This window comes from Nocardia sp. NPDC052316, from assembly GCF_044547795.1.
Lineage (GTDB): Bacteria > Actinomycetota > Actinomycetes > Mycobacteriales > Mycobacteriaceae > Nocardia.
On the sequence record NZ_JBIUBB010000007.1, the window covers coordinates 101,766 to 128,201 of the forward strand.

Genomic DNA, 26,436 nt, shown 5'->3' on the forward strand with positions numbered 1-26,436 from the left:
AACGTGGTTCATCCTATTGTCAAATGCCATCCAAGTCGTCGACCGGGCGTACAACGCCGCCGTCGCCGTCTACGTGCACCAGGGTATTCGTAAGGATGCGTTTGGTCCCGTCCCTGGTGCCTATGACGCATGGGATGCCCAATTCCCGGGCAATAATCGCTGCGTGACTTGCCGTCCCCCCGACATCGATGACCAGGCCAGCTGCCAGCATTATTACGGGAGTCCAGCTCGGATCGCAGACACGACAGACCAGGACATCGCCAGGGGTGAATCGTTGGTTCGGCGCAGTCAATACTCGTGCACGACCAATCGTTCTTCCGCTCGCTGCGGCGATGCCTTGTAGCCCCTCGCCGGGAAGGACACTCGGTTCCGATTTTTCGAGTACCGTCGGCATTCCCTTGAACGCTATCGGGATCTCGATCCCGCGATACTCCTCCATGCGTGAGCGCCGGAAGTGCAATTGGGCCGAGAGCTCGTGCGGTGGCACCTCTGGTCTGAGCTCGTCCCATGTGCACATGAAGACATCTTCGACATCGTCGATGATTCCTTGTTCTTCGAGCTGTCGTCCTACCCTGCGAGCCCCCAGACGGGCAGCGTCGATCGCCATCAAGCACATCTCTTTAGTCAATTCGGAATTACGAATGTGCACTGCAGCGAAGCGGCACAGCGCGTAGACTGACGCCCGCTCTCGTCGACTGAGAAAGTTCTTCAACTCGCGCATCGAATCGGCGTGGGCCGCCGCCGCTCGCGTCGCCAGGGCCGCAGGACTGTCCGTACTTTGTACGGTATAGTCAGTAAAGATCGAGCTGGGACATTCTCGCCAGGATCGACCGGTAAGGTTTCCTTCGTGAATGCCATGAAATCCATACCGTGCAAGAAAAGGGCCCGGTTCCTTGCGATGTGTCCGGATTTCCCAAATCCTATGTGCTAGATCCGTCTCGACAACCCCGCCGAACCCGGAGAATATTGAAAGAAAGAGATCGGGCCTTCCTGCTTTTCTGGTTGCGGCAGAGAGTCTCGCTTGCGCCCCGAGCACGAAAGTGCGCGACACGGTGTGGACCTCCATTGCCTGGCAGAACCTAGATAGGGACTCGTCGAGATATAGCCGCAGGTCGGACGACGCCGGTTCATTTGCAACAATGTGGCTCCACCAGGCGAACTGCTCGGCATGCAGACGGCGAACCGTGGTCGTGTGCCGAATCACGTTTGTGATGCCCTTTAGCGCCAGCCTACCCTTAGGGATCCGCATCGGCTCGATCGTCGGAGCGTCGGTCCGCACCGAGCCTAAAAGGTCGCGCTCTATGTCTTCCGGCGACGCACCGGGAACGGCACCCATCAATCGGCACGTGGTGTGAACGTTGATTGCCATACGCCCGTAAAAGCAGTTGACTATCCGCTCAGAGGGTGCTTGCGGAATCATCACTTGGGCGGGTGAAAGAAGACCAATTTTGCTCCATCCCGCCCGTGTCCCCCACTCTATACCGTTTCGCCAATAAGACCAGCAGAGCGGTGACAGTATGTCGGTTGCCGCCTCGTCGCAGTTTACTCGCGACCAGTATATATCGGGAGGGGATTCCCCCTTGAGCAGTTCCTGCATTTTACCTCTGCCGGTCGTTGCATGCCGAAAATTCACTTGCGGACATCCGCTTCGTCCGCGGCGGGTCAGCGCTGTATCGGTAAATCGGAATGGTGAGAGAGTATGCGGTATACCCGGGATCTCCTGCCCATACAGCAAACGTATTCACGATAATCGTGACATAGTCGGTTTCAGACGAGAATGATTCCCACGGAATCACGTATCTATTTATCGGAATATATGTCACATTCTCGGAAAGAGAGCTGTCGCGCCAGGGTTTATGAAGTATCGGTGGACATCGACCAATCAGGATTTCCGGCTCCGGTACCTGCCATTCCTCATCCAAATGCTCAACATTGCGCTCCGACGAACTCAGCCAGTGAGAACTCTTGCTACCAGATGTTACGACGGTACATCCCGCGATCAGCCTTCGCGCCTCCGTGAAGGTGCCGGTATGCCACCAGGCTTCGTCGAATTTCCAGTCACGCACGCCCCAGGTGTGATCTCGCACCATCAGACCTACGCAGTCGAAATTCTCTGCACCAACCCAGAAACTGCCTTTAAATTCTCCGCCGAGTTCGTAATGGTTGACAGCCCACGGAAATTTGCGGCCGCCGTGATTTAGTTCGATCGGAAGGGAATGCGACTCAATGGTGATGGAGAATCCGAACGGTATATGATGCTCAGTGGATGAGAATTGGAATTCGTCCTTTGTTGTGCTACCTCTACCGTTGAACCGGATACCCATTCGCCGGAACGGTTCTACGACATCAACAGACAGCTCAGGGGCGCGGTAACAAGAGGTGCTCGAATTGCACAGTGTGCAGGATACCGTCTGCCCCTTTACTGTTACTGCGGCCTTAATCAATGTCGTTTCGTCGGCGCCGCGGTGACACAGATGCAGGAGAAAGCTGACGTCTGCGTTGTAACTCAATCCGCAGAACAAGAGATTCTCTTGCCAACGTGGATCCGCGTCGGCGGTATGCGATTGCTCATCGTGATCAATCAATGCCACGATGCACCTCCCTTCGAACGTTTGATGGACCGGTATCGGATCGAAACCCGGCGGGAGTGGAGAGGATTTGAACCGAGCCGGCCTCACCATCGACGAACACCTCACGGCCAGCAATTCGCGATACCGCGCCGGGCCCGCACCCCACAACGCAGGGCCGCCCGAGTTCCCGACTTATGAGCGCGGCATGAGAAGTGGCGCCGCCAAGTTCGGTAACCAACGCCACCGCGGCGACGATTCCTGGCATGTCGTGAGGATCTGTGGTGGGGCGACAGAGGACAACTTTTCGGCCCGCCGCTGCCCATGCGCGAGCAGCGGCCCGGCTAGTAACCGCGATGCCTGACGCCACACCGGGAGAGGCAGGTATGCCTGTGAGTACCGTGGGCGTCCGGGGACTGTCGAAGAAGGGCGACTGCGGGGGTGCGGTCGTGGCCGGGCGGGTCTGCAGGATCCAGAATCTGCGCTGCTCGACGGTGAACTCGATCTCCTGGGGCCCGCCGAAAGCAGCTTCGAGCGTATTCGCCGCCGCACGGAGACTGCGCTGCACCACAGGTAGGAAGTCGGTCAGCATCGCGAGAGATTGCGGGATTGCTCTGCCCTCCGCGAGGGCGTCCCCCTGGTGCCCAGGGAGCCATTCGCCGATCGGTGGTCGCGAGCCCTGGCTGATCGCGATTCCGCTGCCCGACGTTCTATCCAGGTTTCCATAAACCATGGCTTGAATCGTCACGGCGGTTCCCTCGGGGGTCGCTGCCCCACGGGCGCGTCGATACTCGACTGCTAGGCGGCTGCGGAACGAAGCTTCCACCGCCTTGATGCTGTAAGCCAGTTGTGCGTAGACGTTCTGTGGTGGCGTTGAGCCACACGCGCGGTGGTAAGAGGTGCGGAACCCGGCGTTCACTGCAGTGGCGAACTCGGGGGTATACGCTGCCTGCAGAGCGGCGTGAGTCGCGTCGTTTACACCAACGTTCAATATCGTTCTGAGAATCCCCGGCATACTGCATGTTGCACCGGATCGAACTGAAACCAGCAGAGGATTACCGGTAGCGCCGAAGCATCGCTGCGTTCTCGCCTCGAGGATAGACATTGCATTAAAAAGCTCCCTCGAACGCATGAGATCTTTTTCGGGAATCGCTGCCAGACTCGATGAAATAGGTATTACAAACGCGGGTGGTACAGGTAGGCCAAGCGACGTCATCCGGTTAATGCCCCGCGCCTTGAGGCCTATCTCCTCCGTCTCGGGCTGACTTCTGCCATCCAGTTGGACCGCGGCTATCATGACGTATGCAGTCTGAGCATAGTGCGCGCGCGAAACAGAATGTTTTTACTATGACCGCACACCGTGGTCGAGACTGAATCGCTGATAAGCATTGTGCCCATGGCTCCCTGCCTTGACCTCAGATGTGTCGAATCACCATACGGCTGGCGAGTTTCTGCCAACCCAATTCAGTTTGGGCTGTACTCCGGACAAGAATTTGGCCCTGCCTGCGCAGCATTTGTTGGTGCCAAGGAAGTTAGGTTCAGCCGGTTGGCTCGCACTGAGCCGCGTAGCGACCCAAAGCTCTTGTCACGATCGATGGTCTGTCACTAGAATTGCTTCTGCGGGACGTCTGGCTTCACGACGACTACCGCCGCGTGAAGGCGAGCAGTGTGAAAATGTCGACATGCTCGATCCCTCGGCGTGAATTAGCGCCGAGGCCCGAGACGCTTAGCTGATCTTGCCGAACTGAAGCTTCGGAGACAATGATGCCGCAGAATCTCTACTTCGAGATCCCTGTTGAGCCGCGCTACAACCCTAACCATGACTACGCCGAGCGACACAATCTCGACTGGCTGCGGGCGCATCACATGCTGACGACCCGCCGAGCGGAGCAGATGTATCTGGGCTGGCAAATTGCTGACCTGGCCGCGCGTTGCTGGCCGGACGCTCATGCCGAAGACCTTTGCCTTACCGTTGATCTGAAGTCCTTCTACTTTCTGTTCGACGATCAGTTCGACGGTCCGCAGGGCAAAGATCCGAGCCACGTTGCCAGAATCTGCCAGAAGTTGATCGAGGTTGTTCACCGAGACACCGCCGCCGATTCGAAGGCGGCCCCGGTTGTGTCTGCGTTCGCAGACTTGTGGGCTCGTTCCCGTGATGGTATGACGACGTCGTGGATCGCGCGGACTTCCCATGACTGGGAACGGTACTTCGCTTCATACCCTTACGAGGCCATCGGCAGGCACGCCGGGACGATCCCTGACCTGGATGACTACATGGTCATTCGCCGTGGGTCCGCGGCTACCGAGTCGGTGACGGATATGGTGGAGAGACTCAATCGAATTGAGTTACCGCCGATCGTTTTTCATGGCCCCCAGATTCGTCTGATGCGAGAGATCGCAGCAGATGTCCCTTTCATATGCAATGACGTCTTCTCCTATGAGAAGGAACGCGGTCGGGGCGACGTCTACAACCTGGTGGCGGTCCTGTGCCATGGGCGCCAGCTGAGCGTAGAGGAGGCAGTCGGATACATCCGGACGATGGTGGCAGCGCGGGTATCGCGGTTCTTTCAGCTGCGTCTGCAGATACCACAGATTTTGCAAGGCCTGGACATTGCTGCCGCTGATCGCGCCACAGTGACCCGGTACGCGGAGGGTCTGGGAGACTGGCTGCGGGGCCACAACGACTGGATGAGCAGTACGGTGCGCTACCGGCCTGCCGGCGCCCCACCGGCTGACCAGCCCGGTTACCTTGACGAGCTGATCAAGCCGTCACTCGACTCCAGGGTCCAGAATCAATGAAATCAACCTTCCGATTCCTTCAGGCAGTGAGAGCATAACCAGGGAATGCCTGCCTCGCACAGAATGCGCTCCCGTGCTTTACCCCTTCATCGGTGAACCACATGGGTTTCGAGCAGGTGTTGTCTAACCCGATCACGGGGACGATAACGCGCCGGCAGTCGCGCTCGGCCGGTGACAGCGTGTTCGAGACTGGGCACCGATTGCTCGTCCAAGACCAACTGCGACACCAAGTCGTCTCCGGCGAATGGTCCCGTCGAGCCATCCTTCGATGAGCTGGTACACGCCACCGGTGACGAACAGGGCGGCACAGCGCATCCCAGCATTGGTCGTAGAACTCGTACGTCTCGACTGCCAATGGGACGAGTTTCGCAGGTGGGACCGGGTCAACCGTGCCCAGCCCCCGGACGCCGTCGAGCACGACGGTTGGCTGAGTATTCCTTAACCACGACCTGACCGAAAACCTCTCCCACTGTTGATCCTCGACGCCCGCGACGTCGAACGCGGCCCCTCGCCCCAGCTGGCTCAGACATCACCTGCCCGGGGATTCCACGGCACCTCCACCCATCGCATCGCCGAACCCACCGCATCGGCCCCCGAGGCAGGGCTGCCTACCCGCCATACACACCCGGTCAATCGCTGGGGCGAACAGAGCATGGCGTTGCGCACGCGCCGCGGGTTCGTGCACTCGGCGCTCAACATGCTCCAATGTCAGATGTGCGGGCGCGAAACCGCACCTTTCCCGGAAACGAATCCGATTGAGCAACTGATTATCCCGACTCGATCGAATCACCAAACTTGTGCCTGATCCCGGATTCGCCCGCCGTCGACAGGTGGGGCGTGCAGACTGCAGTGGATTCGGTCACCGGTCTTCGGACGTTTCGGGCTCCGCACCGGTGACCGCTCCACCCGCCGAATCCCCCGCAGTCGACGGTGTGGCGAACAAGCCCGTGATGCCCAGTTCAATGGCAGCCTCAAGCGAGTCCCATCCTGCACCGACAGCGGCCGCGAACAGCTCCAGGCGCGCCCGACCGGCAGCTGCGTACTCCTGGACGGCAGTCTCGTATCGGCTTCTGGCGGCGCGTAATTCAGTACCAGCGATGTCCACAGATCAACGCTACCAGCAACCTATTAGCAATGACAGCTGATTCGATGGTTTCCTGGGAGCCTCCACGCCCAACAAGGAGCACACCGTCCAGAGGAAGCCACATCGCTTGGTACACTGGCTATCTCAATTATCGCCGATAGGAAATGCATCCCATCGTCCTCCGCGAGCGCAGCTAGAGCACGCGGTAGGACCATCACGTGCGATAGCCAAAAAGTTGCAGAAGATCCTGCAAGTGGAGAGACCATCCGCGCCGAGCGCTGCACACGGTGGCGATATGCCGCGTGCCCGAGAGGCCAGCCAAGGTCGTAGCCCCGATCGCACAACAGCTGCCTTGAAAATGTCGAACACCTGGACCCGAGCCGAACCGCCCTGGCGTAGTCGGCACAACGTCGAGGGCTGAACCGGATCCGTTCTCGAACACGCATCAAATAGTCACGTTCGACGCACAATCGGAGCGCCGGCCAACCCGCGCGGGCCGTGCCCGCAAGCATTCTCAGCCCGGAGGATCTTGTACGCACCTGCGTCCAAACAGGCCTCAACGCCGACGTCACATTGAGACCGATCGGAGCGAGCATGTTACTCGATGTTCCGCCGACCAAGAGACACCGACGACGCCAAGGGTTCGCGACCCGCCTCAGCCTTCGATCGGACGGCACTAGTCCATGCGAAAGTACGAGAACCCGAAACCGCATGACGTTGATCACAGGGTAAGTCGCTAGCTACCACCCCCCACCTCACCTAGCACGGCCAATGCCGCAACGGCCTACTTGTTATCGGCGATTCCGCAAGCCCCTCTACGGCGAATGTTCGCTGACGGGTTGCCAGCCAATCGTGGCCGTTGGTAATTTCACGGGACCTTCCACAAAAGACAAGGGGGTCTGCAGTGCGGCAAGATGTCACCGAACCCATTGCGCTCCTGCCTGTTCCGACGGCGCACAGGCCTGGAGGCGTATCGGATTCACGATGCCCACCGAGGCTTCCCAGCCAAACTGCCGCTGGCTAGCCCAGCGACGGCAGAGCTCATCGACCGACGATCAATTCCACTGTCCGTTCTGGTGTTATCCCATACCGAAGACCGCCACCGAGGCGTGGCCAGCGAGAGTCGGGATAGCACTCGCGATGACCGGAAAGGCTGCTGTGATCGAACGTAATTGCGGTTTCGGAACTCGACTCAACGCCCTGTTCGACGCGTGGGCCGACCGAGCCAACCGGCCCCTGACCAACCGAGAGCTTGTTGCCGCACTTTCCGCGAGAGGGTGCAGCACGTCAATGCCCTATATATCTCAACTGCGATCTTGTGCACGCTGCAACCCATCGCCGGATCTGGTAAAGGCTCTGGCAGAATTCTTTGCCGTCTCCGTTGAATACCTCTTCGAAGGTAATGGAGCACCGCTCGAGCCCGGGGACGTGGTCAAGGCCCGCGGATTCAATCACGCACGCGTACGGCGCCTTACAACCCTCGCCGCCGGACTCTCCTCGAAAAATATTGAGGAACTCGCACTACTCGCCGCCCAATTGCGAGCCGCCGAAGGGCTCCCCCCTGACAGTTTCCTGGCCGACCCTTGAACTGCTGGAGGCTAGGCTGAACTCCCGGCAGAGCGACATCGGCAACCATTCGGCGACGGACATCGATACACCGGCGAACAGGATCGAACCAGCGACGACGCCACCTCTGCAATGATATCCACTGGTAGCACCCGACATTCAGGCGGATGTTGGGGAAAACCGCGCGATCAGCAGGCTGGCCAACGGTATCCTGTGCCTAATCAACTTGCCATGGCAGCAAATCTTTTAGCGCGCAACTGCGAGTCGGAGGACCAACATGACATCCCTCGGGCCACAGTCGACACTCGGCGGCCCGACAGGCCTGGGAACATCGGCAGCGCGACTGTCGCCCGAAACACCTACCGCCGGTGGAACGGACCACCAACAACCATTGCGGATCCCCCAGTTGGTCTTTCCGTGGCCACCGGCCTGTCATCCTGACGCTGAGGACGCGGACCAGGAAATGCTCGCCTTCGGCGATCGGTTCGACCTGTTCCCCACCCCCGCTGCACGCTCGCATGCTGAGCGAGCTCGATATGGATGGCTGGCCGCGCGTAGCTATCCGAACGCAGATCGTGAATTCCTTCAGATCACAGCAGACTACTTCCTGACAACTTTCCTCATTGACGATCTCTTCATCGATCAATCCGAGACCCTCACCGACCACACGACATCCGACCTGACCGCAATTATCGACGTTCTCGATCACCACCGACCCCGCACTGAGCCAGTCTTCGGTGAATACGCCTGGCATAATGTGTGCTCGCGACTGCGAGTTCGGTTGTCCGATGAGCACTACCAGCGTTTTGCCAACGGCAATCGAATGTGGGCCATGGCAGCCGGGCTACTCATCCTCGATCGCCAGAACCGTTCCCCAGTCTCCGTCGAGTCCTATGAGACCATCCGACGCTACACCGGAGCCGCCTATCCGTCGATAGATCTCACCGACGCTACCGGAACGGGGGCCATCACCGCAGAAGAGTTCAATCACCCAGTGACACAACGGCTTCGACTCCACGCGAACAATGTTATCGCTTGGAGCAACGACGTTCACAGTGCACACAAAGAGACCCACGAACCAGGCCAGCCCTACAATCTGGTGTTGCTCTACCATCGAGACGGATTGCCTTTGCAGCAGAGCCTCGACTTGGTCGTCAGTCGAGTACATGCCGAGATCACACAGTTCCAGGACCTAGCCACCATGACCGAAGACCATTGCGGGCCGCGGCTACGCGGGCTGATCGCCGGAATGCGGCACTGGATGCGCGGCTACCAGGATTGGGTCGACAACGACACCCGACGCTACCTTAGTCACCCATAACCTTCTGCCGACCGCCCAACTCTTTGGACTTCGCTGCGGCGTGCCGCGTCCGCTGCATCGGGTGGCCCCCAACACTCCCGGCCCCAGATAGCCAGAAGCACCGATCAGACGGGAGTCCAGGCGGCCTCGAACGGAGTCGGGGTTGTCGATCCCCACAATGCATCTCGGCGTTATTCCCGGTCAACGGGGCACCGACCCAGCCGGTGGTGCTGGCCCTTCTTTCGGAAAGTTGAACTCTATTCGGGTCGCTTTCGACTACGTCACGCGGCTCGGATGCCTCACTTAGGACCGTTGAGCCGCTACCAACCCCGTGAACCCGAGTGGCAGCGAGGGAGTCCCCACTCCCCCGGCCTAAGAAAACTGTGCCCAATTTCCTCGGATTACAATGGCCCTATCGAAATTGGAATCGCAGCGACTTTCCCTCCGTAGCCTGAAATTTCGAAATATCTGGGTTCCCGCAGGAGGGCGCAAGCGCAATGGGTACCGCCGCTACACTCTCGGGCACAGGGTCTGCTCATGCCAAAATAGTTCTGCTCGGTGAACACGCCGCAATCTATGGGGCGCCTGCCATAGCGGCACCTCTGCCTGTCCTGACCGTCATTGCTCACGCCCAGCGGGCGGACGTCTCGGCACAAACGATAGAGCCCCATGACATGGGCGGCGATCTGCACTGCAGCCGGGATGGCTTCAAGTCAGCCGGTCCCGAGTACGTAAACGATCCGGGACTGCGCGCCGCAATCGAGGCCGCCCTCCGTCGGCTCGGGCAGGAAAGCAACGGTGTAGCAGTGCATTTCACCAGCTCTATACCGCTGGGTCGCGGACTGGGTGCCAGCGCAGCCCGATCATGTGCCGCGCTACGGGCCGTTGCGGATGCCTTCGGTCAAGACTTGGACGAACCGACCCTGTTCGACCTCATTCAGCTCAGCGAGCTGTACGCGCACGGACGTGCCAGCGGGGTCGATGCCCGTGCGGTGATGGCATCAACCCCGCTGTGGTTCGAGGGTGGAGCCGATCGCCCGATCACGATAGGAGCTGACTTTGAATTGGTGGTCGCCGATTCCGGGATCGTCGGGAGTACCCGCGAGGCAGTTGCGCTGGTGCGCGATAAATTCGAACGGGAGCCGCGGAGCACCGGCCGTTTGCTGGCCCACATCGAATCTCTCACCCGATCGGCGCTTGCGGACATCAGCGCAGGGGACGTGGATTCGCTCGGAGAAAAGCTGACCAGCTGCCACGAAGTGCTCAACAAGATGGGCGTTGGCCTGCCCGTGCTCGACGGATTGGTCGCCGCCGCACTGGACGCCGGTGCTGCGGGAGCAAAACTAACCGGGGGCGGGTTGGGCGGCAGCGTCGTGGCGATCACCGCGGATGCCCGAGTGCTCGAGCTGGAGCGGGCCTTGCTCGGAGCGGGCGCGATACGCACGTGGCGCACAACCGTCAAAGCAGGAGGCGATGAGGATCGATGAGGCGCGAGACAGTCGTAGAAGTAGTGATACTCCCGCTGCTTTTCCTACGGGCTCGGGGAGGATCGTGACAACCCCGGGGCGAACCGAGCCGGCACCGAGCCAATCCGGCCCTCCAGCGGTGACGGCGATCGCTCACCCGAATATCGCGTTGATCAAGTACTGGGGCAAGCGGGACGAATCAATGGTGCTGCCGCTTCACGGGAGCTTATCGATGACGCTGGACATCTTCCCGACCGCCACAACCGTCCGGATCACACCCACCCGATCAGCTGACATCGTGCGAATCAACGGCTGCCCTGCTCCCGCCGCCGCGGCGGCACGGGTGACAGAATTCCTCGCGCTTGTGCGTGTCCTGACTGGGAGTGACGCTTGCGCCTCCGTGGAGACGATCAATAGCGTTCCGACTGGCGTCGGATTGGCCTCCTCGGCAAGCGGTTTCGCCGCGCTGGCTGTCGCCGCAGCGCAGGCATACGGGCTGCAACTGGACCGTCGGGAGTTGTCACGGTTGGCACGCCGCGGCTCAGGCTCCGCAGCCCGCTCGGTGTTCGGCGGCTTCGCTCAATGGCATGCGGGGTCCGGGCTGGGTGCGGTAGGCGACCGAAGCTCGTATGCGGAGCCGGTCGATGCCTCTGCACTCGACCCGGCAATGGTGATCGCGATCGTCGACCGACGTCCCAAACCGATGCCGAGCCGGGAGGCGATGCGCCACACCGCTGCCACCTCACCACTGTTTCTGCCATGGTTACACTCTTGCGCCGACGATCTCGCCCGTATGCGGATCGCGATCGCCGAGGGTGACCTCACGCGAGTCGGAGAAATTGCCGAGCACAATGCCTTTGGGATGCACGCCACGATGTGGGCGGCTCGCCCGGCGGTCCGGTTCCTGGCACCCGAGTCCTTCGCGATCATCGACCGGATCGCCGAGCTGCGCCGACTGGGAATTCCCGCGTACGCCACCGCCGACGCAGGCCCCAATATCGTCGCGCTGTGTGCGCGCCACGACGCCGATCAGGTCTCAGCGTATCTGCGCGAAACGAGCGACAACCTTCATGTGCAGATCGCGCTGCCGGGCCCGGACGCCACCATCACGAACGGGGCCGACCGATGATAGCCGCGCGTGCGCCAGGCAAGCTCATGATCGCGGGAGAGTACGCGGTCGTGGAGCCGGGCCAGCCTGCGGTGGTGGTTACGGTGGACCGCTGGGTCGAAGTCCGAGTCCGCGCGGTGAGCGGTCCCGACACCACTGTCCGTTCTGACCTCACTAAGAATTCCATCCGCTGCCGACGCACCGATGGCGGGCTCACCGTCGATGGCACCTCGATCCAGCAACTACGGTCTGTCGAGTTCGTCCTAGCCGCCCTTACGGTCGTCACCGACCTCCTCAGCGAACTCGGAGCTCCTACACCCGCAGTGGATCTCACGATCTCCAGCACCCTGACCCACCACGACGGCCGCAAGTACGGGCTCGGATCGAGTGCGGCTGTCACAGTCGCAACCATCACCGCGCTCGGCCGGTTCCACGGACTGAATCTTACCGACCTGGAACGGTATCAGCTCGCCGTGCTGGCGAGTGCCACCGTCGATCCCGAGTCATCGAGCGCGGACCTCGCCGCGTGCGTCTGGGGTGGATGGCTCGCCTTCTGCGCTCCCAACCGCCAATACATCGCGAGGGTCCGACGAGAGCAAGGGGTCGAAGCCGCGCTCGGCGGCGAATGGCCCGGTCTCGCAATTCGCCACCTGCCGCCACCGACCAGCGTGAGGTTGCTGGTTGGCTGGACCGGCTCGCCCGCCTCGACCCGCGAGATGGTGGCAGCACGACCCGCATGTCTTGCAAACAGCAAACGGTTTCGCCGATTTCTGGATGCCAGCGCCGCCAATGTCGCCTCGCTGATCGATGCGATCGACACCGACGACTCGGACGCCATTCGCGCGGCGATACACCGTGCTCGGGAACTTTTGGCTGAGCTGGACGCAGTCACCGGGATTGGGATCATGACGTCGGAATTGGGCGCTTTGTGCGCGGCTGCCGACGCAGTCGGCGCCGCCGCCAAACCAGCGGGAGCGGGAGGCGGCGACTGCGGTATAGCCGTTCTCGACAGCAACGCCGAGTATCGCGCTGACGACCTGTATTGCAGATGGGTGGCCGGCGGCATCCACCCGCTACCCCTCCGGATCGGCCCTACCGTCGGGAGCAATCGTGACTATTGCTGATCGCAAGAACGCGCATGTCGAACTTGCTGCAGATCAGCAGCGCCGAGCCGATGCGGTCAACGAGTTCGACGACGTAGGCTTCGTCCACCACGCCTTGGCCGGGATCGACTGTATCGACGTTTCGCTTAGCGTGTCGGTCGCTGGGATGGACTCGCCCGCACCATTTTTCATCAACGCGATGACCGGCGGAAGTGAGCATACCGGACAAATCAATCGCGCCCTTGCCATCGCCGCCAGGGCAACCGGCATACCGATCGCATCCGGATCCATGAGTGCCTATCTGAAAGACGCCTCGGTCGCCGATTCCTTTCGGGTGCTCAGGCTCGAAAACCCGGACGGCATCGTAATGGCTAATATCAACGCCAACGCCACGCTCGAACAAGCCCGGCGCGCAGTCGACCTCGTATCGGCAAACATACTGCAAATTCACGTCAATGCCGTTCAAGAGGTCGTGATGCCAGAAGGCGATCGCCACTTCGCCCACTGGCCGGGGCACATCGAGCACATCGCCTCGAACCTCGATGTCCCGGTCATGGTGAAAGAGGTCGGCTTCGGGCTGAGCAGACAAACGATCTCGCGATTACGTGACTGTGGCGTCGCGGCCGCGGATGTCGGTGGCCGCGGCGGCACCAACTTCGCACGTATCGAGAACGAACGCCGCCCCGGTTCATTGACGGACTATTCGTTCATCCGCCACTGGGGGCAATCCACTGCGGCATGCCTTCTCGATGCTACCGGAGTCTCGGGGATCGATATCACCGCCACCGGCGGCATCCGGTCGCCGTTGGATATCGCTCGGGCACTCGCTCTCGGCGCGACAGCCTGCGGTGTAGCCGGACGGTTCCTACGCGTGCTGCTCGACGAGGACGTCGACGGCCTGATCACCACGATCAACGGTTGGACCGTCCAACTCGGTCAGATCATGGCCGTCCTCGGCGCGCCGACACCAGCAGCACTGACACACAGTGACCTGGTGATCACCGGTGGACTGGCCCAATTCTGCCAAGCACGCGGTATCGCGACAGATACCTACGCGCAACGAACTCAGAAAGGGCGATCAGCACCATGATGGATCCGCATACGAGTCGAACCTCTCACGCAGCAATACCTCTGGAATGGGTGGGACCTATCCGGATCACAACCGAGACCGGCACAGAGGATATCGAGGTTCCACTAGCGACCTATGAGTCGCCACTATGGCCATCGGTGCGGCGGGGTGCGCGGGTCACGACCGATACCGAATACGGGATCGTCGCCACCGTGATCGACGATCGGATGACGCGATCCATTCTGCTCGAGGCAGATGACGCGGCCACTGTTCACCGAACCGTGGTCGATTTGAAATCTGCTCTGCCCCAATTGGAAAACGTCGTCAGACAGAGCAGTCGCCACGCCCGGCTGCTCGACATGCATTACCAGATCGTAGGCAATCTGCTGTATCTGCGGTTCGAGTTCTCCACTGGGGACGCCGCCGGCCACAACATGACCACCCTGGCCGCACAGATGTTGACCGAACATATTCTGCGGACCAGACCGGGGCTACGTTACGAGTCCATATCCGGAAACTACTGCACAGACAAGAAAGCCACCGCCGTCAACGGCATACTAGGCCGAGGCAAGAATGTCGTCACCGAACTTGTCATCCCGAGGCGCGTCATTGAACAACGCCTGCACACCACCGCCGACCGCATCGCCACACTCAACACGCGCAAGAACCTCATCGGCACCCTGCTCGCCGGCGGGATCCGTTCGGCCAACGCGCATTACGCCAACATGCTGCTCGCCGTCTACCTCGCCACTGGCCAAGATGCCGCCAACATCGTCGAAGGCTCCCAGGGCATCACCAGAGCAGAGGACCGCGACGGCGACTTGTACTTCTCCTGCACACTGCCCAACCTGATCGTCGGGACGATCGGCAATGGAAAGCAGCACTCTTTCGTCGAAGCGAACCTGACCCAGCTCGGCTGCCTGGCTCCACGTGCCGCCGGTGAGAATGCCCGGCGTCTGGCCGTGCTCACCGCCGCCGCCGTCGCCTGTGGCGAACTTTCACTGTTAGCGGCGCAGACCAACCCCGGTGAACTCATACGAGCGCACACCCGACTCGAACGAGCGGGTAAATAGAACTGAAGGAGCCCTCCATGATCAATGCCGTATCCATCGGTATCCACGACATCGCCTTCGCTACAACGCATTACGTGCTCGATCTCGACGATCTCGCTCGCCACCGCGGCGTCGACCCCGCCAAGTACCACCTAGGCCTCGGACAGGACGCTATGAGCATCCCCGCCGCCGACGAGGACATCGTAACCATGGCCGCGGCGGCGGCCGCACCGATCCTCCAACTGCACGGCACCGACAATCTCCGCACGGTTCTGCTCGCCACCGAAACCGCCGTCGACCAATCCAAGGCCGCGGCCCTCTACCTGCACCCTTTGCTGAACCTGCCCTCCACTACGCGCATCGTCGAGCTGAAACAGGCCTGCTATGCCGCCACTGCCGCACTGCAATTCGCTATCGGTCTCATCACGCGCAACCCCGCCGACCAAGTACTCATCATCGCCGCCGACATCGCCCGCTACGACCTCGACTCCCCGGGCGAGCCCACTCAGGGCGCCGCCGCGGTCGCAATGCTCGTGACCGCCGATCCGGCTATTCTGCAATTGGATTCTCCCTCCGGGGTCTACTCCGACGACATCATGGACTTCTGGCGGCCCAACCACCGAAGTACCGCTGTCGTCGACGGCGAGTTGTCCGTCCGTACCTACCTCACCGCCACCAGTCAGGCATGGGCCGACTATCGCAACAACGGTGGTAGGCAACTCGATGAGTTCAGCGCCTTCTGCTATCACCTGCCCTACACCGCCATGGCGCGCAAAGCACACAAACACCTTCTCGAGACTCTCGGGATCGAATGGCCGAATGACCGAATTGCCGCCGTTGTCGACGCCGGCACCCGCTATAACCGGACAATCGGCAACAGCTACACGGCCTCACTTTACCTCAGCCTCCTCTCCCTTCTCGACCACTCATCGGAGCTCTCTGGGCGAGCCGTAGCGTTTTTCAGTTACGGCTCCGGCTGCGTCAGCGAATGTTTCAGCGGCACCATCAGGCCCGGCTATCGGCAGCACCTGCGCACTGCTGACAACCAGCACCAGATAGCAGCCCGCACACCCATCAGCTATCCCCGGTACCGCGCTGTCCATACCGAACACGCGAACCCGTGCATTGCCGATTGCTATTTCGACCAGGACACCGCAGGACCATACCGGCTCACTGAAATCGTCAACGATAAACGCAGATATCAGAAAATATAAGCCGACCAGATCGAAATACACCATAATCACCGTACCGCATCGCGATGACACCTTTTCGACTGGACACGGATCGATTGATCGACGGGTATCAGGTTTCAGGCTGCCAAGGGCCTGGATTTAGGGCTAATAGTGGACAGGAAAGGAATGGGCGGGCGAGGCCACATCGACGACGGCGCCAGCTCTCGAACCGATCTGAACGTCGATCAACCGATACGAACCATGCTGCGGTCGGCGTACACACATGGCCGATCTGTCGAACGGAGCGCCGTAAAGCATCCTCGTCCCGACGATGTGATTCGGAGATTCCACGCTCTGCTGGAACCCTCCGGGCGCAACCGGACCGAGGTCGACGAATCGAACAAAGGACGATCCACACGCAGCGGCCTAGTCAGGTGCTGCGGCAAGCTGGATCGTGTCCGGGTTGCGAGATTGACCCGTGCGAGCCGGGGCCGCAGTCCCTTCTCAGGGTGATTGTTCCCCCGCTACGGCGAACAATCGGACTTGTAGCGCTGAAGGTCGCGTTGGGCACCTTCCAGACCCCCCGCTATGGCCATGGCTGCGCGTGCAAGAGGATCAGACGAGGAGAGCCCGTTCAATAGTCGGGTCAGCATGCGGTGATGTCCCTGCTGTTCCTCGGCGATAAACTGAGCGGCCTGCACCGGGCTCATGTAGCGCTCCATGAGGAGGGCCGCATTGCCCGGGTCTTCGGAGCGGCGTTCCTTGGTAATGCTCGCGAGGTCATTGGAGAGCCGTTGCTGGATCCCCAGATGGCGGATAACGCCGGCAACCAGTGGGTCCGCTCGCCGACGAGCGATGCCGAAGCCCCACAGCGAGCTGATTGTCGCCATCACATGCGGAATGTTGATGCTGTCGATGCCATTATCGAGATATTCGGAGTACGACCATGTTCGGCCGTACACGAGGGCGGCGTGGTCAGCAACGCAAGCGTCGTGAAGCGTGCTGTCCCACCAGGCCCGCTCGCACTCCGGGAACCGGGTACCGCCGAGCGCTGTGGACAATCGGGCCACATGATCAGCGAAGGTGAGGCCAGTCCGGGTGACCGCAGAACTGCCCGCCGCGGCATTTGTAGGTCCGCAGGCCTCGATGTGGTCGTTGACCCAGACGAGAAACGTCAGATCCGCGGCAAGTGCGAACAAGTGGTTCGGGCTACCACCCAAACCGTCGACGTGATGGCCATAGGCTTCGCCGCCGTGACAGACATAGTGGGCCATCGTGAGTCCGCCGGTGAGGTGATGGTGGCCGAAGTCCGTGCCCCGAGCCCAACTCTCGAGCCTGGCCAGCACATCGTTATCGAGCGGGATCATCATCCAATCCGTTCGAAGGCCAGCAGGCGGATCTGTAGTCCTCCACACTCCCAGGCAAGACGCATCCGCCGATGGGCGGCGATCGAAGCCCGGAGACGAGCGGCATCACTCCCCGAGACGGCTTCTTGCCTCTCGGTCCAAGCGGCGCCCCATTCCCAGAATGCCTTCGTGGGGAAAGTCAAGTCGACGTTGTCGACGAGCTGGAACCCCGCCCCCGATGCCGCCAGTTCGTAGTCGCGTACCGATCCGACATCGGTCCGCCAGTATTTGTCGAAATCAGACTTCCAGCTCGAGTCGTCCACGAAAACGTCTTCGATCAGGACCCAGCCGGAAGGCTTCAATAACTTGCGTAGTCCGGTGAACCACCGGGCCCGGTCAAAGTAGCAGGCAGCTTCCCAGGCCATCGCGATGTCGTATGGATGTGGGTCGACAAAATCATGCACGTCGTCGACGACCGCGCGCACAGCGGCCAATTCCGAGTGTTGGGCCCACTGGCTGATCAGTCGGGCGTGCTCGGCCACGCAGGTCAGTGCAGTCACCTGACAGCCTAGTTTCTCCGCCCACCAGAGACTCGCACCACCCAGACCGCAACCGGCATCGAGCACTCTGGGTCCGAGTTCAGTGAGCTCCGCCCACCGATCTACAGCTACCGCAATTAGGCGTTCCTGGGCTGCTACGAGGCAGCTTTGGAGCTCCGAAGATCCCATAGCCGGCTCTGGCGAACTAGGCGGATCGAAATAACCGACATGAAAGTGGACTCTGGGACCGGGGCCATATTTCTGGATTATCGCTGCAGTCTTGGCCTCGTAATAGTCGATAACCTCTGCGCCCGAAGCTCTCGCCACCGCGCTGTCGCGCGAGGATGAACTCTCCAATTTTCTCGAATAGTGACACATATCTACCTGCCGAACGGTATTCAAGGTTGACATTCGGATCAGACCAGCATTCCAAAAGATGTTACCGAAAAATAGATGCGTCTATTCTAGCTCATACTCACCGCACTTTCAGGGTACCCCATCCTAAAAGAAACTAGCGACAAAATTTGTTGGCAAAATCGGACAAGAACACTGGCGACGTGACGCAATTGCAGTTGTGCATCCTCCGCCGCCTCCAGCGCTCACCCGTACTGACCGTGTCGGCAGTGACCGTGCAACTCTCAACTCTGCAGTAGTCACCGCCGACCCTCGAGGTCACTTCCACGGAAAATCCCGACCTGAACCTCGATCTCCCGTGGGGCCTGCGGACCGGCGTGAGCGGTTCTGTTGTAGCTTCGCTGTTGGTGACAGGATGAGGGCAAAATCGGGTGGCGCCCCGATCCCCGGGGTCGCTGCCGGTTTCTCGAGCCCGAACCATCGACATCGGCGAACCGCAACTGCACACTCGGGCGCGGGCGCTCCTTCCGGACGATCAACCGGATGCCTTCGGGCCAGCCGTCAGTTCGACCTTATCGGCGATCTCAGCGAACTGCGCCCTGACCGTCGGCATCATAGGCGGGACCCCCACATATGTTGCGGCACTTAATTTATCGCGGCCACAAGGTGTCAGTGAGGGCAAAATCCGGCGAATACTGTGGTCGCCGCTGATGGCAGTAGGCGACGAAGTCGCAGGCGCCGCCGTCAGCGCCGGTGCGAGCCAGCACTTTCCGCCCGCCCCGGAAGTCGGCAGCAAGGCTGCTCCTCGAGGCTGCGGTCAGCATTCGTTTGTGGTCGGGGCGGTGATCGCCCCGGAATTCCCAGGGCCGCAGCAATATCGACGGCGGTTCCCGGTGCCGGGGCCTGCGAAGGTAGACTCCGCACCCCATTTGAATGTCAGGCTGATTTCTCCTCTTTCCGAATGCGCTTCGAGCAGGCTCGCATCCAGATGGATGACCAATGGGCACTCGACGTCGACACCGGGATCAGGCGCGTCGTACCCATCGTGCCTCAAGCCGTCGCCGCCGCGGCTGCATGCGCGGAGCATTGGCGGACAACACTTTCGACGCATGTATGGCCGGCACCGAGATCAGTTGGGACATGGTCGAATTTGATACCACCGAACCGAAAGCACCGGACTGGCAACGCTGGAGCAAGATGCCTGCGGTGCAATCACCCCCGATCGGGACCGCTACCGCCAGATCCAAAACCGCCTTGCCGGGATCGTAAAACGGGCTGGGGTTTGCGGCACGGCGCAACCGCCGCCGACAACTGTTGACCCAACCGGTCTGGTGCGCATGCGCGGCCGCGCGACCGCCCCCGGCCTTGAGCCACAAGGCCATACCTTGCCCATCAACTGTCAGCCACGGAAATCACGACGTGGCCTCGCACGATGAGGAAGGCGCTCCGATCCCCGCATGTTGACCCTCAGCAAGGCTGAACTTCCGCATACCAGAGTACTTTTCGCCCTTCAAGCCTCCCCACGTCAGAGCTTCTCTCCGGCGACTGCTCAAATCCGAAACGTAAGATGTTGCCCCGGAGCATGTTTCACACCGTGCGCGCATCCTCATTCGATTTGACACCGGGTGGTTGGTACCCCTGAGACGTGCCTACCGCCTCCCCTATCATGGATGACTAGACCTCGCATCTCCTCCGAGATGAACACACATTCGCCGTCATCCACCGCGGGCCAGTACTGACACGGCGTCTTGCCTCCAATTCCTTTGTTCGCCAACGCATTCGACGTACTTGTTCACTGTGGGGACAACCGCGTGCACACTGAGGACAGCTAATCCGCATCCCGAACGCTATGCTGATCGTTCATCCATCAGCAACGCGGCTGCCACGCCCGAACAGCCTCACGCGCAAAGCGTTTCGCTGCTCGGCACGAGCCACATGGGTATGGCGGGGTCTGATGAGCGACCGGAAGCATTGTTCGAGCGACACGCAGATATGCATACGCGTTTCGTCCTCAACTCCACCTCCGAAAGTCCACCTTTTCCGCACGACCTCAGCCGCTATTCACCAGCCATGAGAGTCCATAATGCATACGTCGACGTCCACCCCCCTTACCGTGGGACAACGCCTCCAGATCCGACGCAGGCAGCGAGGCCTTCCTCGACGGGTTGTAGCCAATCTTGTGGGCCGAAGTGAGGAGTGGCTGCGACTGATCGAGTCAGGACAACGTCCACTCAACAACATCGAGGCTTTGACCCGGCTGGCCGAGGTACTCCGTGTCGACGATCCAACCGAGCTCATCGACTGGCCGGCAGCCGACCCGATGCCGTCTCAGCCAGGCATGGACGATCTTCACCCGTTACGCCAAGTCCTTCTGCAACATCCGGCCCTCGGTCACCCGAACGACCGGACGGTGGATCACCTCGACCCGGCCACGCTCAGATCGGATATCGATGAATGCCAACAAATCTGGACGTCCTCACGGCAGCGATACTCGCGACTTGCCAGCGAACTACCGGCGGTGATCGACTGCGCCCGCTGGGCACGATGGCTACGCCACGACACCGAGACGGCGAAGCTGCTGTGCGACATCTACCTCCTCACCCGCAGCATGCTGGCTGCCCGTGGCGAGCACACACTCGCCGGTACGGTCGCCGACCGAGCACTGAGCACAGCGGCCCACACTCGGCTGCCGCTACTCGTAGCGGCGAGCGCATGGCACCTGGCCGCTCAGCTGCTACACACGAAGAATCCCGTGGCCAGCCATGATTGTGCGCTCGCTGCGGTGCGGCGAATCATCGACCTCACGGCCACTACCGTCGAAGCCGCCGCATTGTCGGGTGCCCTTTATCTAATGGCAGCGCACGCGGCCGCGGTCGCAGCAGATTTCGGCGAAAGCGTCCAACTGGTCGAGACTGCCCGGCGCGTGGCCGACGAACTCGGGGCCGAACATTGTGTACAGGGCATCGCCTTCGGCCCCTTCGAAGTCTCAGTCACCGAGATCGAGACCGCTCTCGTGCAGCTCAATTCTGCTCGAGCAGTGCAACTAGCGCCGAAAGTCGACCCCGTGGCCGAGCACACGCTCGACCGCCGCGCGACCTACCTCCTGTGCCAAGCACGGGCATATGTGATGCACTCCGATACGACTGCCGCGACACTCGCGCTGATGAAGGCGGCGACGGCATCCCCCGAAGAAGTGCATTACAACGTGGAGGCCCACCGCTGCCTAAGATACGTAGCCCAACGTGACAATCACCTACTCCGTGCCGAGCTTGATCAACTGGTGGAGTTGGCCGGAAATCCAACATCCCTCCCACCGTCTTGAAAGTGTGGACTACGATCGCCGACCACGAACGCACGTGATCATTGCCTACGAGTTGTCGCGAGTGACCTCACGCTCAGATGAAGTCCCACCACCAGCTGATAGCTGACGGCGGATCGACCCGATCATAAATCCGGCGCATCGACACGTCGTGGATAGGTTGCTCTCGCAGGCACCCTGACGACTCCGATTCCCCCGCGTCATTCATATTGTTGGCGTATCGCGGAAGACGACGCTGCCATTCGATGGTCCCGCTGATCATATTCGACAGCTGGTCGAGATAGCGGTTCAGATCAAGAGTGCCTTCGGCGGACAACTTTCCCTTCAAGGTGATGAACAACTCCATGACCTCTTCCAGAAGAGCACACGTCAGGTGCAGCGCCTCCTGCCGAGAGCAACGATTCTGTCCTGCGATGACTTCGACCATGTTCGACTCCAGGCTGCGTTGGTCGCGCTCCCTGGCGAACGATGCGACATCGGTCGGCACCGTCAACAAGACTCCGGCCGCGGCGGTCGCGGCCTGAACCTCGGGACGAATCCGTGTCTCGGTGTCCAACCATGAGCCTTCGGCAGCCTCGATGTGGTAGATCGAGTGCAGAAACCCCCCGTCATGGGGGCGTGCCACCAGGTGCTCGTCTACGCTGCGCAGATACTGGCCGGACCGGTCGGACACGCCGCAGGAGGCACCGAGCCCCCACCCGTAGTACGCGAGGGCGCACAGCATCGTTTGTTCCGCATTCGTTTGCTGACGAAGCCGCGTCATTATGTCCGACAAGCTCGCGGCAAAAGCGTCGAAATCATCGACGCCGAGGGGCTCACGCTGGGGGTACATGCTGTAGCCCATAAGGTTTACAGCCAGATGATTGAATGCTGTTGCGTCCCGGCTGATCGGGCCTTCGTCACAATAGTGGTCATCGAACAACAGTGCCCACATCAGCCAATCACTCAACAGCTGGACGCCCTCGGTGCCCCCTCGCGGTGCCCACATGCGCGCCAGCTCACCTGTGCACATGTCGTGCGCCAACCGCAGGGCATCGTCATCGAACCCCAATCGCCGAAAGAACTCCTCCGAGCGACGTTGGAAATCCACTCCACCGTCGCTGGAATGAAGCGGTAGTGGGCACCAGATCGGCGGTATGTCCAGTGGTTCCTGCGCGCCTTCAGGCCGTAGACGGGATGCCGTATCGCGCACACCGGCAATCGCGCTATCTGTGACGCCCGCAGGGAGGCCTCGGGCGAGGCGTGCATCGGACATACCAAGCCCGGCCGGAGCGCCCGAGAAACTCCAAGCCGTAGCATTCCAAGCAGATGAAGAGCTCAAGACTTCCTCCATATGTCGTTTCCACGAGCGATGCTGCTGCAAACTCGGTGCCGTTGTGATGCAGAGGCTGCGCTAGCGCGTACCATTCTCGACAACTGTTTCCTCGGCCGTGCCGTCGTGGTAGGACGTCATGACAACCCCTTTCACCGCCAGGACACCGCTGAGTACGACCTACCGATCCCGTTTGACCGCCAATCGCGCGAGTGCAATGAGCTCGCCGAATGATCCGTTAGGTAGTTCTGCGATCGCGGAATTCATCCATTGCTCGGCTCGGCGACTCGTTGTCTCTCGCCCACCTGCGGCCTCAATCAGGCCGATGATCTGCATCATGCCGTCGGGGCTCGAATGGCGTGGGGATACAGGCTTGTACAGCGCCGCCAGGTCGTCCCCCGGTCCGGTACCCGACGCCATGGCAGCGACGACCGGCATCGTCATGCGACCCTCGGCGATATCGCTCGCCGGCTTTCCTGCTTGCGCCGGATCCCCCCAGATGCCGATCAGGTCGTCGTTCAACTGAAACGCCACGCCCACTTGACGCCCGAAATCGTCTAGCGCCGCAACGGTTTCGTCGTCAGCATTCGCCGCGAGAGCACCCAGGGCGCAGGCGCAGCCGGCCAGGGCGCCGGTCTTACCCGTAGCCATGACAATGTATTCGTCAATCGTCACCCTGTGGCGATCAACGAAATCACAGTCTTCATATTGGCCACGGCACATTTCTATAACGGCTGCCTCAATCCGACGGACCGCATCGGAGATCCGACGCTCAGCAGCTGGCGGACGCGATTCGGTAAGGACCTCTATAGCAAGGGCATGAAGGGCGTCACCGAGTAGAAGGGCGGCGGACTCGCCCCAGATAGTCCACACTGCAGGCCGTCCCCGTCGTTCCGCGTCCCCGTCGAGGATGTCGTCGTGTATCAACGTAAAGTTGTGTACCAGCTCCACCGCCACCGCACAGTCCTCAGCCATCGGCGCCGCCTCGAACGCTGCCGCGCTGGCCAGCACAAGCGCCCCTCGAAACATCTTCCCGCCGTCACACGCAGCAGGCACGCCATGCGAATCCCGGTAGCCGAAGTGGTATTCCGCCATCAACCGCAGCGGCTCAGGCAACCGGCCCAGTGCACGTTCGAGCCTCGGTAGACAACGTCGCCTGGTACGCAACAAAATCCGGGACATGACGTCCCGTCGCTCGACGTTCGGTGGAGATACCTGTCCGTCGATCGACATGTGCGCTCCTTGTCAGATACCGAGGGCCGCCGCACGGGGCCGGGGCCGCCTCTGCGCTGTGCCCGTACTGATTCTGACCCTGCGGCATTACGGAAAGTGCAAAATAAGATGGGGTTGCAACTCGGTAGTCGATCGGCGCCAACTACTGTTGCGCTCTATACCCCACCCGTTGTTGGCTGATCCCACATACCGGCGCCATCTGCTGCGCTCCGACGCCGACGGGCATCTCCTATTCTGGCTGGACTCGTAACCAGTCCGACACGGAGCGCGTAATGCGTTCTGCCGGCACAGGCTCGGATTTATATGCTCAGGACGGTTGCAGTACAGGTATTGCGGTTGGCGCGGCACCGAGCTGGATGCACGAACTCAGTCGACAGCTATCCGGACGACCGACGCGCAACGGTCGTCTGGCACCACTTCAGTCCGCACAAAAGAGGACAATTTCGGAACGATTTGCCAGAGATTACGTACGCTATCCGAACGAGGACGGTTGATGATCCATCGCTGCCCGCGAATGCATCGGCGATTCCCACAGTGCCCGCTGCCGCCATTCCCGCGGAGTCATACCGACAGCAGCGCGAAAGCGGCGAGAAAAATGCGAAGCACTCTTGAAGCCAATTTCATGAGCGATAAATGCTATCGTCCTGTACTGCTGCGCCCGATCCGCGAGTTTACGACGCGCAATTCGCAGCCGCTCGTCGATGATGCATTGTTCCAGACTGAAGTTCGCCTCAGCGCATAGTTTATAAAGATAGCGCACCGATATGTGATGAGCTGATGCGATGCCGGCTGGCCCGAGATCAGGATCTGCAATATTCAGGCGAATATAATCTCGGACCTGTGCTATCAAGATGTCGGACGGCAATGCGGCGCCGTCACAGTTGCGCGAGGCGTCAGAAATAATCATCGCATGGACCATTTCGACCAGAGCATCGCCCATATAACTGGAGGACGGATCGGTTTCGAGAAGGTCAGCTTCGGACGCCACAACAGCGATGTGGCGTGCGATAATCTTCTGCAATGGGCTGACCGGCAACCGACGTGCGGCCCGGCGAATAGATACCGACGACATTTTTATACTGTCCAGTGGTACCTGCAGTGTCAGCACCTTCCCGCCTTGCCAGTCGGCTCGAAGTGGCCGATTCAGGTCGGCCACGTACACCCGCCCTGGAACGATTTCATCAATGTCGTCATACTGCGACCAACGTATACTACTGCTAGGCGAGACGAATAACATCAGATTCGGTGCCGGGTTGACTCTTATTCGCCTCGCACCTCGGGAAACATTGTATCCCCCGGTACAGATCTGGCCGAGCTCCACGCTTCCAATCTTCCAGACGTCGATCAGACCCGACACCTCAGCTTCCCGATCGACCATAACGATGTCGGACGGAGCACTCATCTGTTGAATGGCAGCGACAACCAGATCCGTACGATTTCCTGGTTCAACTTTCGAAGTATCGAGAACCCTCACCATCTTTACCGTCCCTCGATCCACCAGTCCACACGTTTAATGAGCTAACGAGAACGTGCAAAGCTATATTAGTACACGCAGCGACCGGGCAAGAGCTACTCGCCGCATACCGAGGGTGACTGGATAGCCTGGTCCGCCTCGGCAAACCCAACTCAGTCTTCGTGGCCTGCGCACATCTCAAACCGACGGAGCTCGAGCAACCACAACGCAGCCTCGGTAGACGTTTATGCCGATCGACCCGGCGACCTGAACTCCCCGGCGCGCCTGCTGATTCCGCATGACGCGCCAGCGATGCCAGCCGCGGCACTGCTGACTCTCGGCGGTACTGTGGCCACAAACGTCGATTCACCAGAGCGGTGCGCGGAACTTGCCGTTACACCTAATAGGGCCTTTCACGCCGGTTACGGTAGTAACACCAGCGTCTGCTCGTTGTAGGATTTGATCGGCCGATCGTAAAAAGCTCATGTTTCCGAGCAGTTCCGCCAGGAGTTATTGCTATCTATTCGACGGATGAGCTCACCTTTCACCGTGGGTGCGGTCATTTCGCAGAAAGCGGTATAGCGGTGTGTCTGA

The 26,436-nt window shown here is 60.6% G+C and carries 17 protein-coding genes; 9 read left to right on the forward strand and 8 right to left on the reverse strand.

The features are described 5' to 3' along the window. Window positions 1-19: 19 nt before the first annotated feature. From ACIHA7_RS32140 to ACIHA7_RS32150, 3 genes are read right to left on the reverse strand one after another with little or no spacing between them, the layout of a single operon-like run. Complete coding sequence (locus tag ACIHA7_RS32140) at window positions 20-1,597, reverse strand: PEP-utilizing enzyme (RefSeq protein WP_397294748.1); 1,578 nt, start codon at window positions 1,595-1,597, stop codon at window positions 20-22. 1 nt (window position 1,598) lies between these two features. After that, the gene (locus tag ACIHA7_RS32145) at window positions 1,599-2,591 is read right to left on the reverse strand and encodes a hypothetical protein (RefSeq protein WP_397294750.1); all 993 of its coding nucleotides are present in this window, start codon (window positions 2,589-2,591) and stop codon (window positions 1,599-1,601) included. Then, a complete protein-coding gene (locus tag ACIHA7_RS32150; RefSeq protein WP_397294751.1) occupies window positions 2,578-3,864 on the reverse strand; it encodes a PEP/pyruvate-binding domain-containing protein in 1,287 nt (428 codons plus the stop codon). The genes ACIHA7_RS32145 and ACIHA7_RS32150 overlap by 14 nt, the downstream gene beginning before the upstream one ends. 467 nt (window positions 3,865-4,331) lie before the next feature. On the opposite strand from ACIHA7_RS32150, the gene ACIHA7_RS32155 reads away from it, so the two are divergent. From ACIHA7_RS32155 to ACIHA7_RS32190, 8 genes are all read left to right on the forward strand, one after another. Next, the gene (locus ACIHA7_RS32155) at window positions 4,332-5,366 is read left to right on the forward strand and encodes a hypothetical protein (RefSeq protein WP_397294752.1); all 1,035 of its coding nucleotides are present in this window, start codon (window positions 4,332-4,334) and stop codon (window positions 5,364-5,366) included. Between the two features lie 2,927 nt (window positions 5,367-8,293). Then, window positions 8,294-9,337 (forward strand): hypothetical protein, encoded by a 1,044-nt coding sequence (locus tag ACIHA7_RS32160; protein ID WP_397294754.1) that lies wholly within the window; start codon window positions 8,294-8,296, stop codon window positions 9,335-9,337. A gap of 476 nt (window positions 9,338-9,813) precedes the next feature. Next, window positions 9,814-10,803: a mevalonate kinase gene (gene mvk / locus ACIHA7_RS32165; protein WP_397294756.1), complete on the forward strand. Its 990-nt coding sequence runs from the start codon at window positions 9,814-9,816 to the stop codon at window positions 10,801-10,803. Between the two features lie 118 nt (window positions 10,804-10,921). Continuing rightward, window positions 10,922-11,911: a diphosphomevalonate decarboxylase gene (mvaD, locus tag ACIHA7_RS32170; RefSeq protein ID WP_397294757.1), complete on the forward strand. Its 990-nt coding sequence runs from the start codon at window positions 10,922-10,924 to the stop codon at window positions 11,909-11,911. Further along, complete coding sequence (locus ACIHA7_RS32175) at window positions 11,908-13,014, forward strand: phosphomevalonate kinase (RefSeq protein WP_397294759.1); 1,107 nt, start codon at window positions 11,908-11,910, stop codon at window positions 13,012-13,014. The genes mvaD and ACIHA7_RS32175 overlap by 4 nt, the downstream gene beginning before the upstream one ends. Further along, window positions 13,001-14,083, forward strand: a complete 1,083-nt coding sequence (gene fni, locus ACIHA7_RS32180; protein ID WP_397294761.1) for a type 2 isopentenyl-diphosphate Delta-isomerase — start codon at window positions 13,001-13,003, stop codon at window positions 14,081-14,083. Before ACIHA7_RS32175 ends, fni begins: the two co-directional genes overlap by 14 nt. Further along, window positions 14,080-15,135 carry a hydroxymethylglutaryl-CoA reductase gene (locus tag ACIHA7_RS32185; protein WP_397294762.1) on the forward strand — a complete coding sequence of 352 codons (1,056 nt, stop codon included), beginning with the start codon at window positions 14,080-14,082 and terminating at the stop codon, window positions 15,133-15,135. The genes fni and ACIHA7_RS32185 overlap by 4 nt, the downstream gene beginning before the upstream one ends. Window positions 15,136-15,152: 17 nt before the next feature. Then, entirely contained in the window at window positions 15,153-16,328 is a 1,176-nt protein-coding gene (locus tag ACIHA7_RS32190) for a hydroxymethylglutaryl-CoA synthase (protein ID WP_397294764.1), read from the forward strand. A 482-nt stretch (window positions 16,329-16,810) separates the two neighbouring features. Here the strand turns inward: ACIHA7_RS32190 and ACIHA7_RS32195 are convergent, their stop codons facing one another. After that, entirely contained in the window at window positions 16,811-17,653 is an 843-nt protein-coding gene (locus ACIHA7_RS32195) for a terpene synthase family protein (RefSeq protein ID WP_397294766.1), read from the reverse strand. Continuing rightward, entirely contained in the window at window positions 17,653-18,582 is a 930-nt protein-coding gene (locus ACIHA7_RS32200) for an SAM-dependent methyltransferase (protein WP_397294767.1), read from the reverse strand. Before ACIHA7_RS32200 ends, ACIHA7_RS32195 begins: the two co-directional genes overlap by 1 nt. A gap of 2,026 nt (window positions 18,583-20,608) precedes the next feature. Here ACIHA7_RS32200 and ACIHA7_RS32205 point away from each other — a divergent pair. Further along, on the forward strand, window positions 20,609-21,847 hold the full coding sequence (locus ACIHA7_RS32205; RefSeq protein WP_397294768.1) for a helix-turn-helix domain-containing protein: 1,239 nt from the start codon (window positions 20,609-20,611) through the stop codon (window positions 21,845-21,847). Window positions 21,848-21,920: 73 nt separating this feature from the next. On the opposite strand, the gene ACIHA7_RS32210 is transcribed toward ACIHA7_RS32205, so the two are convergent. From ACIHA7_RS32210 to ACIHA7_RS32220, 3 genes are all read right to left on the reverse strand, one after another. Then, on the reverse strand, window positions 21,921-23,177 hold the full coding sequence (locus ACIHA7_RS32210) for a terpene synthase family protein (protein WP_397294769.1): 1,257 nt from the start codon (window positions 23,175-23,177) through the stop codon (window positions 21,921-21,923). 159 nt (window positions 23,178-23,336) lie between these two features. Further along, entirely contained in the window at window positions 23,337-24,389 is a 1,053-nt protein-coding gene (locus tag ACIHA7_RS32215; protein ID WP_397294770.1) for a polyprenyl synthetase family protein, read from the reverse strand. Window positions 24,390-24,861: 472 nt separating this feature from the next. Beyond that, on the reverse strand, window positions 24,862-25,863 hold the full coding sequence (locus tag ACIHA7_RS32220; protein WP_397294771.1) for a helix-turn-helix domain-containing protein: 1,002 nt from the start codon (window positions 25,861-25,863) through the stop codon (window positions 24,862-24,864). Window positions 25,864-26,436 lie beyond the last annotated feature (573 nt).

Excerpts from the sequence above, each read along its gene's own strand:
- ACIHA7_RS32140 (WP_397294748.1), bottom strand. The coding sequence starts at position 1,597 with ATGCAGGAACTGCTCAAGGGGGAATCCCCTCCCGATATATACTGGTCG.
- ACIHA7_RS32150 (WP_397294751.1), bottom strand. The coding sequence starts at position 3,864 with ATGATAGCCGCGGTCCAACTGGATGGCAGAAGTCAGCCCGAGACGGAG.
- ACIHA7_RS32155 (WP_397294752.1), top strand. The coding sequence starts at position 4,332 with ATGCCGCAGAATCTCTACTTCGAGATCCCTGTTGAGCCGCGCTACAAC.
- ACIHA7_RS32160 (WP_397294754.1), top strand. The coding sequence starts at position 8,294 with ATGACATCCCTCGGGCCACAGTCGACACTCGGCGGCCCGACAGGCCTG.
- mvk (WP_397294756.1), top strand. The coding sequence starts at position 9,814 with ATGGGTACCGCCGCTACACTCTCGGGCACAGGGTCTGCTCATGCCAAA.
- ACIHA7_RS32175 (WP_397294759.1), top strand. The coding sequence starts at position 11,908 with ATGATAGCCGCGCGTGCGCCAGGCAAGCTCATGATCGCGGGAGAGTAC.
- ACIHA7_RS32185 (WP_397294762.1), top strand. The coding sequence starts at position 14,080 with ATGATGGATCCGCATACGAGTCGAACCTCTCACGCAGCAATACCTCTG.
- ACIHA7_RS32190 (WP_397294764.1), top strand. The coding sequence starts at position 15,153 with ATGATCAATGCCGTATCCATCGGTATCCACGACATCGCCTTCGCTACA.
- ACIHA7_RS32195 (WP_397294766.1), bottom strand. The coding sequence starts at position 17,653 with ATGATCCCGCTCGATAACGATGTGCTGGCCAGGCTCGAGAGTTGGGCT.
- ACIHA7_RS32200 (WP_397294767.1), bottom strand. The coding sequence starts at position 18,582 with ATGTCAACCTTGAATACCGTTCGGCAGGTAGATATGTGTCACTATTCG.
- ACIHA7_RS32205 (WP_397294768.1), top strand. The coding sequence starts at position 20,609 with ATGCATACGTCGACGTCCACCCCCCTTACCGTGGGACAACGCCTCCAG.
- ACIHA7_RS32210 (WP_397294769.1), bottom strand. The coding sequence starts at position 23,177 with ATGGAGGAAGTCTTGAGCTCTTCATCTGCTTGGAATGCTACGGCTTGG.
- ACIHA7_RS32215 (WP_397294770.1), bottom strand. The coding sequence starts at position 24,389 with ATGTCGATCGACGGACAGGTATCTCCACCGAACGTCGAGCGACGGGAC.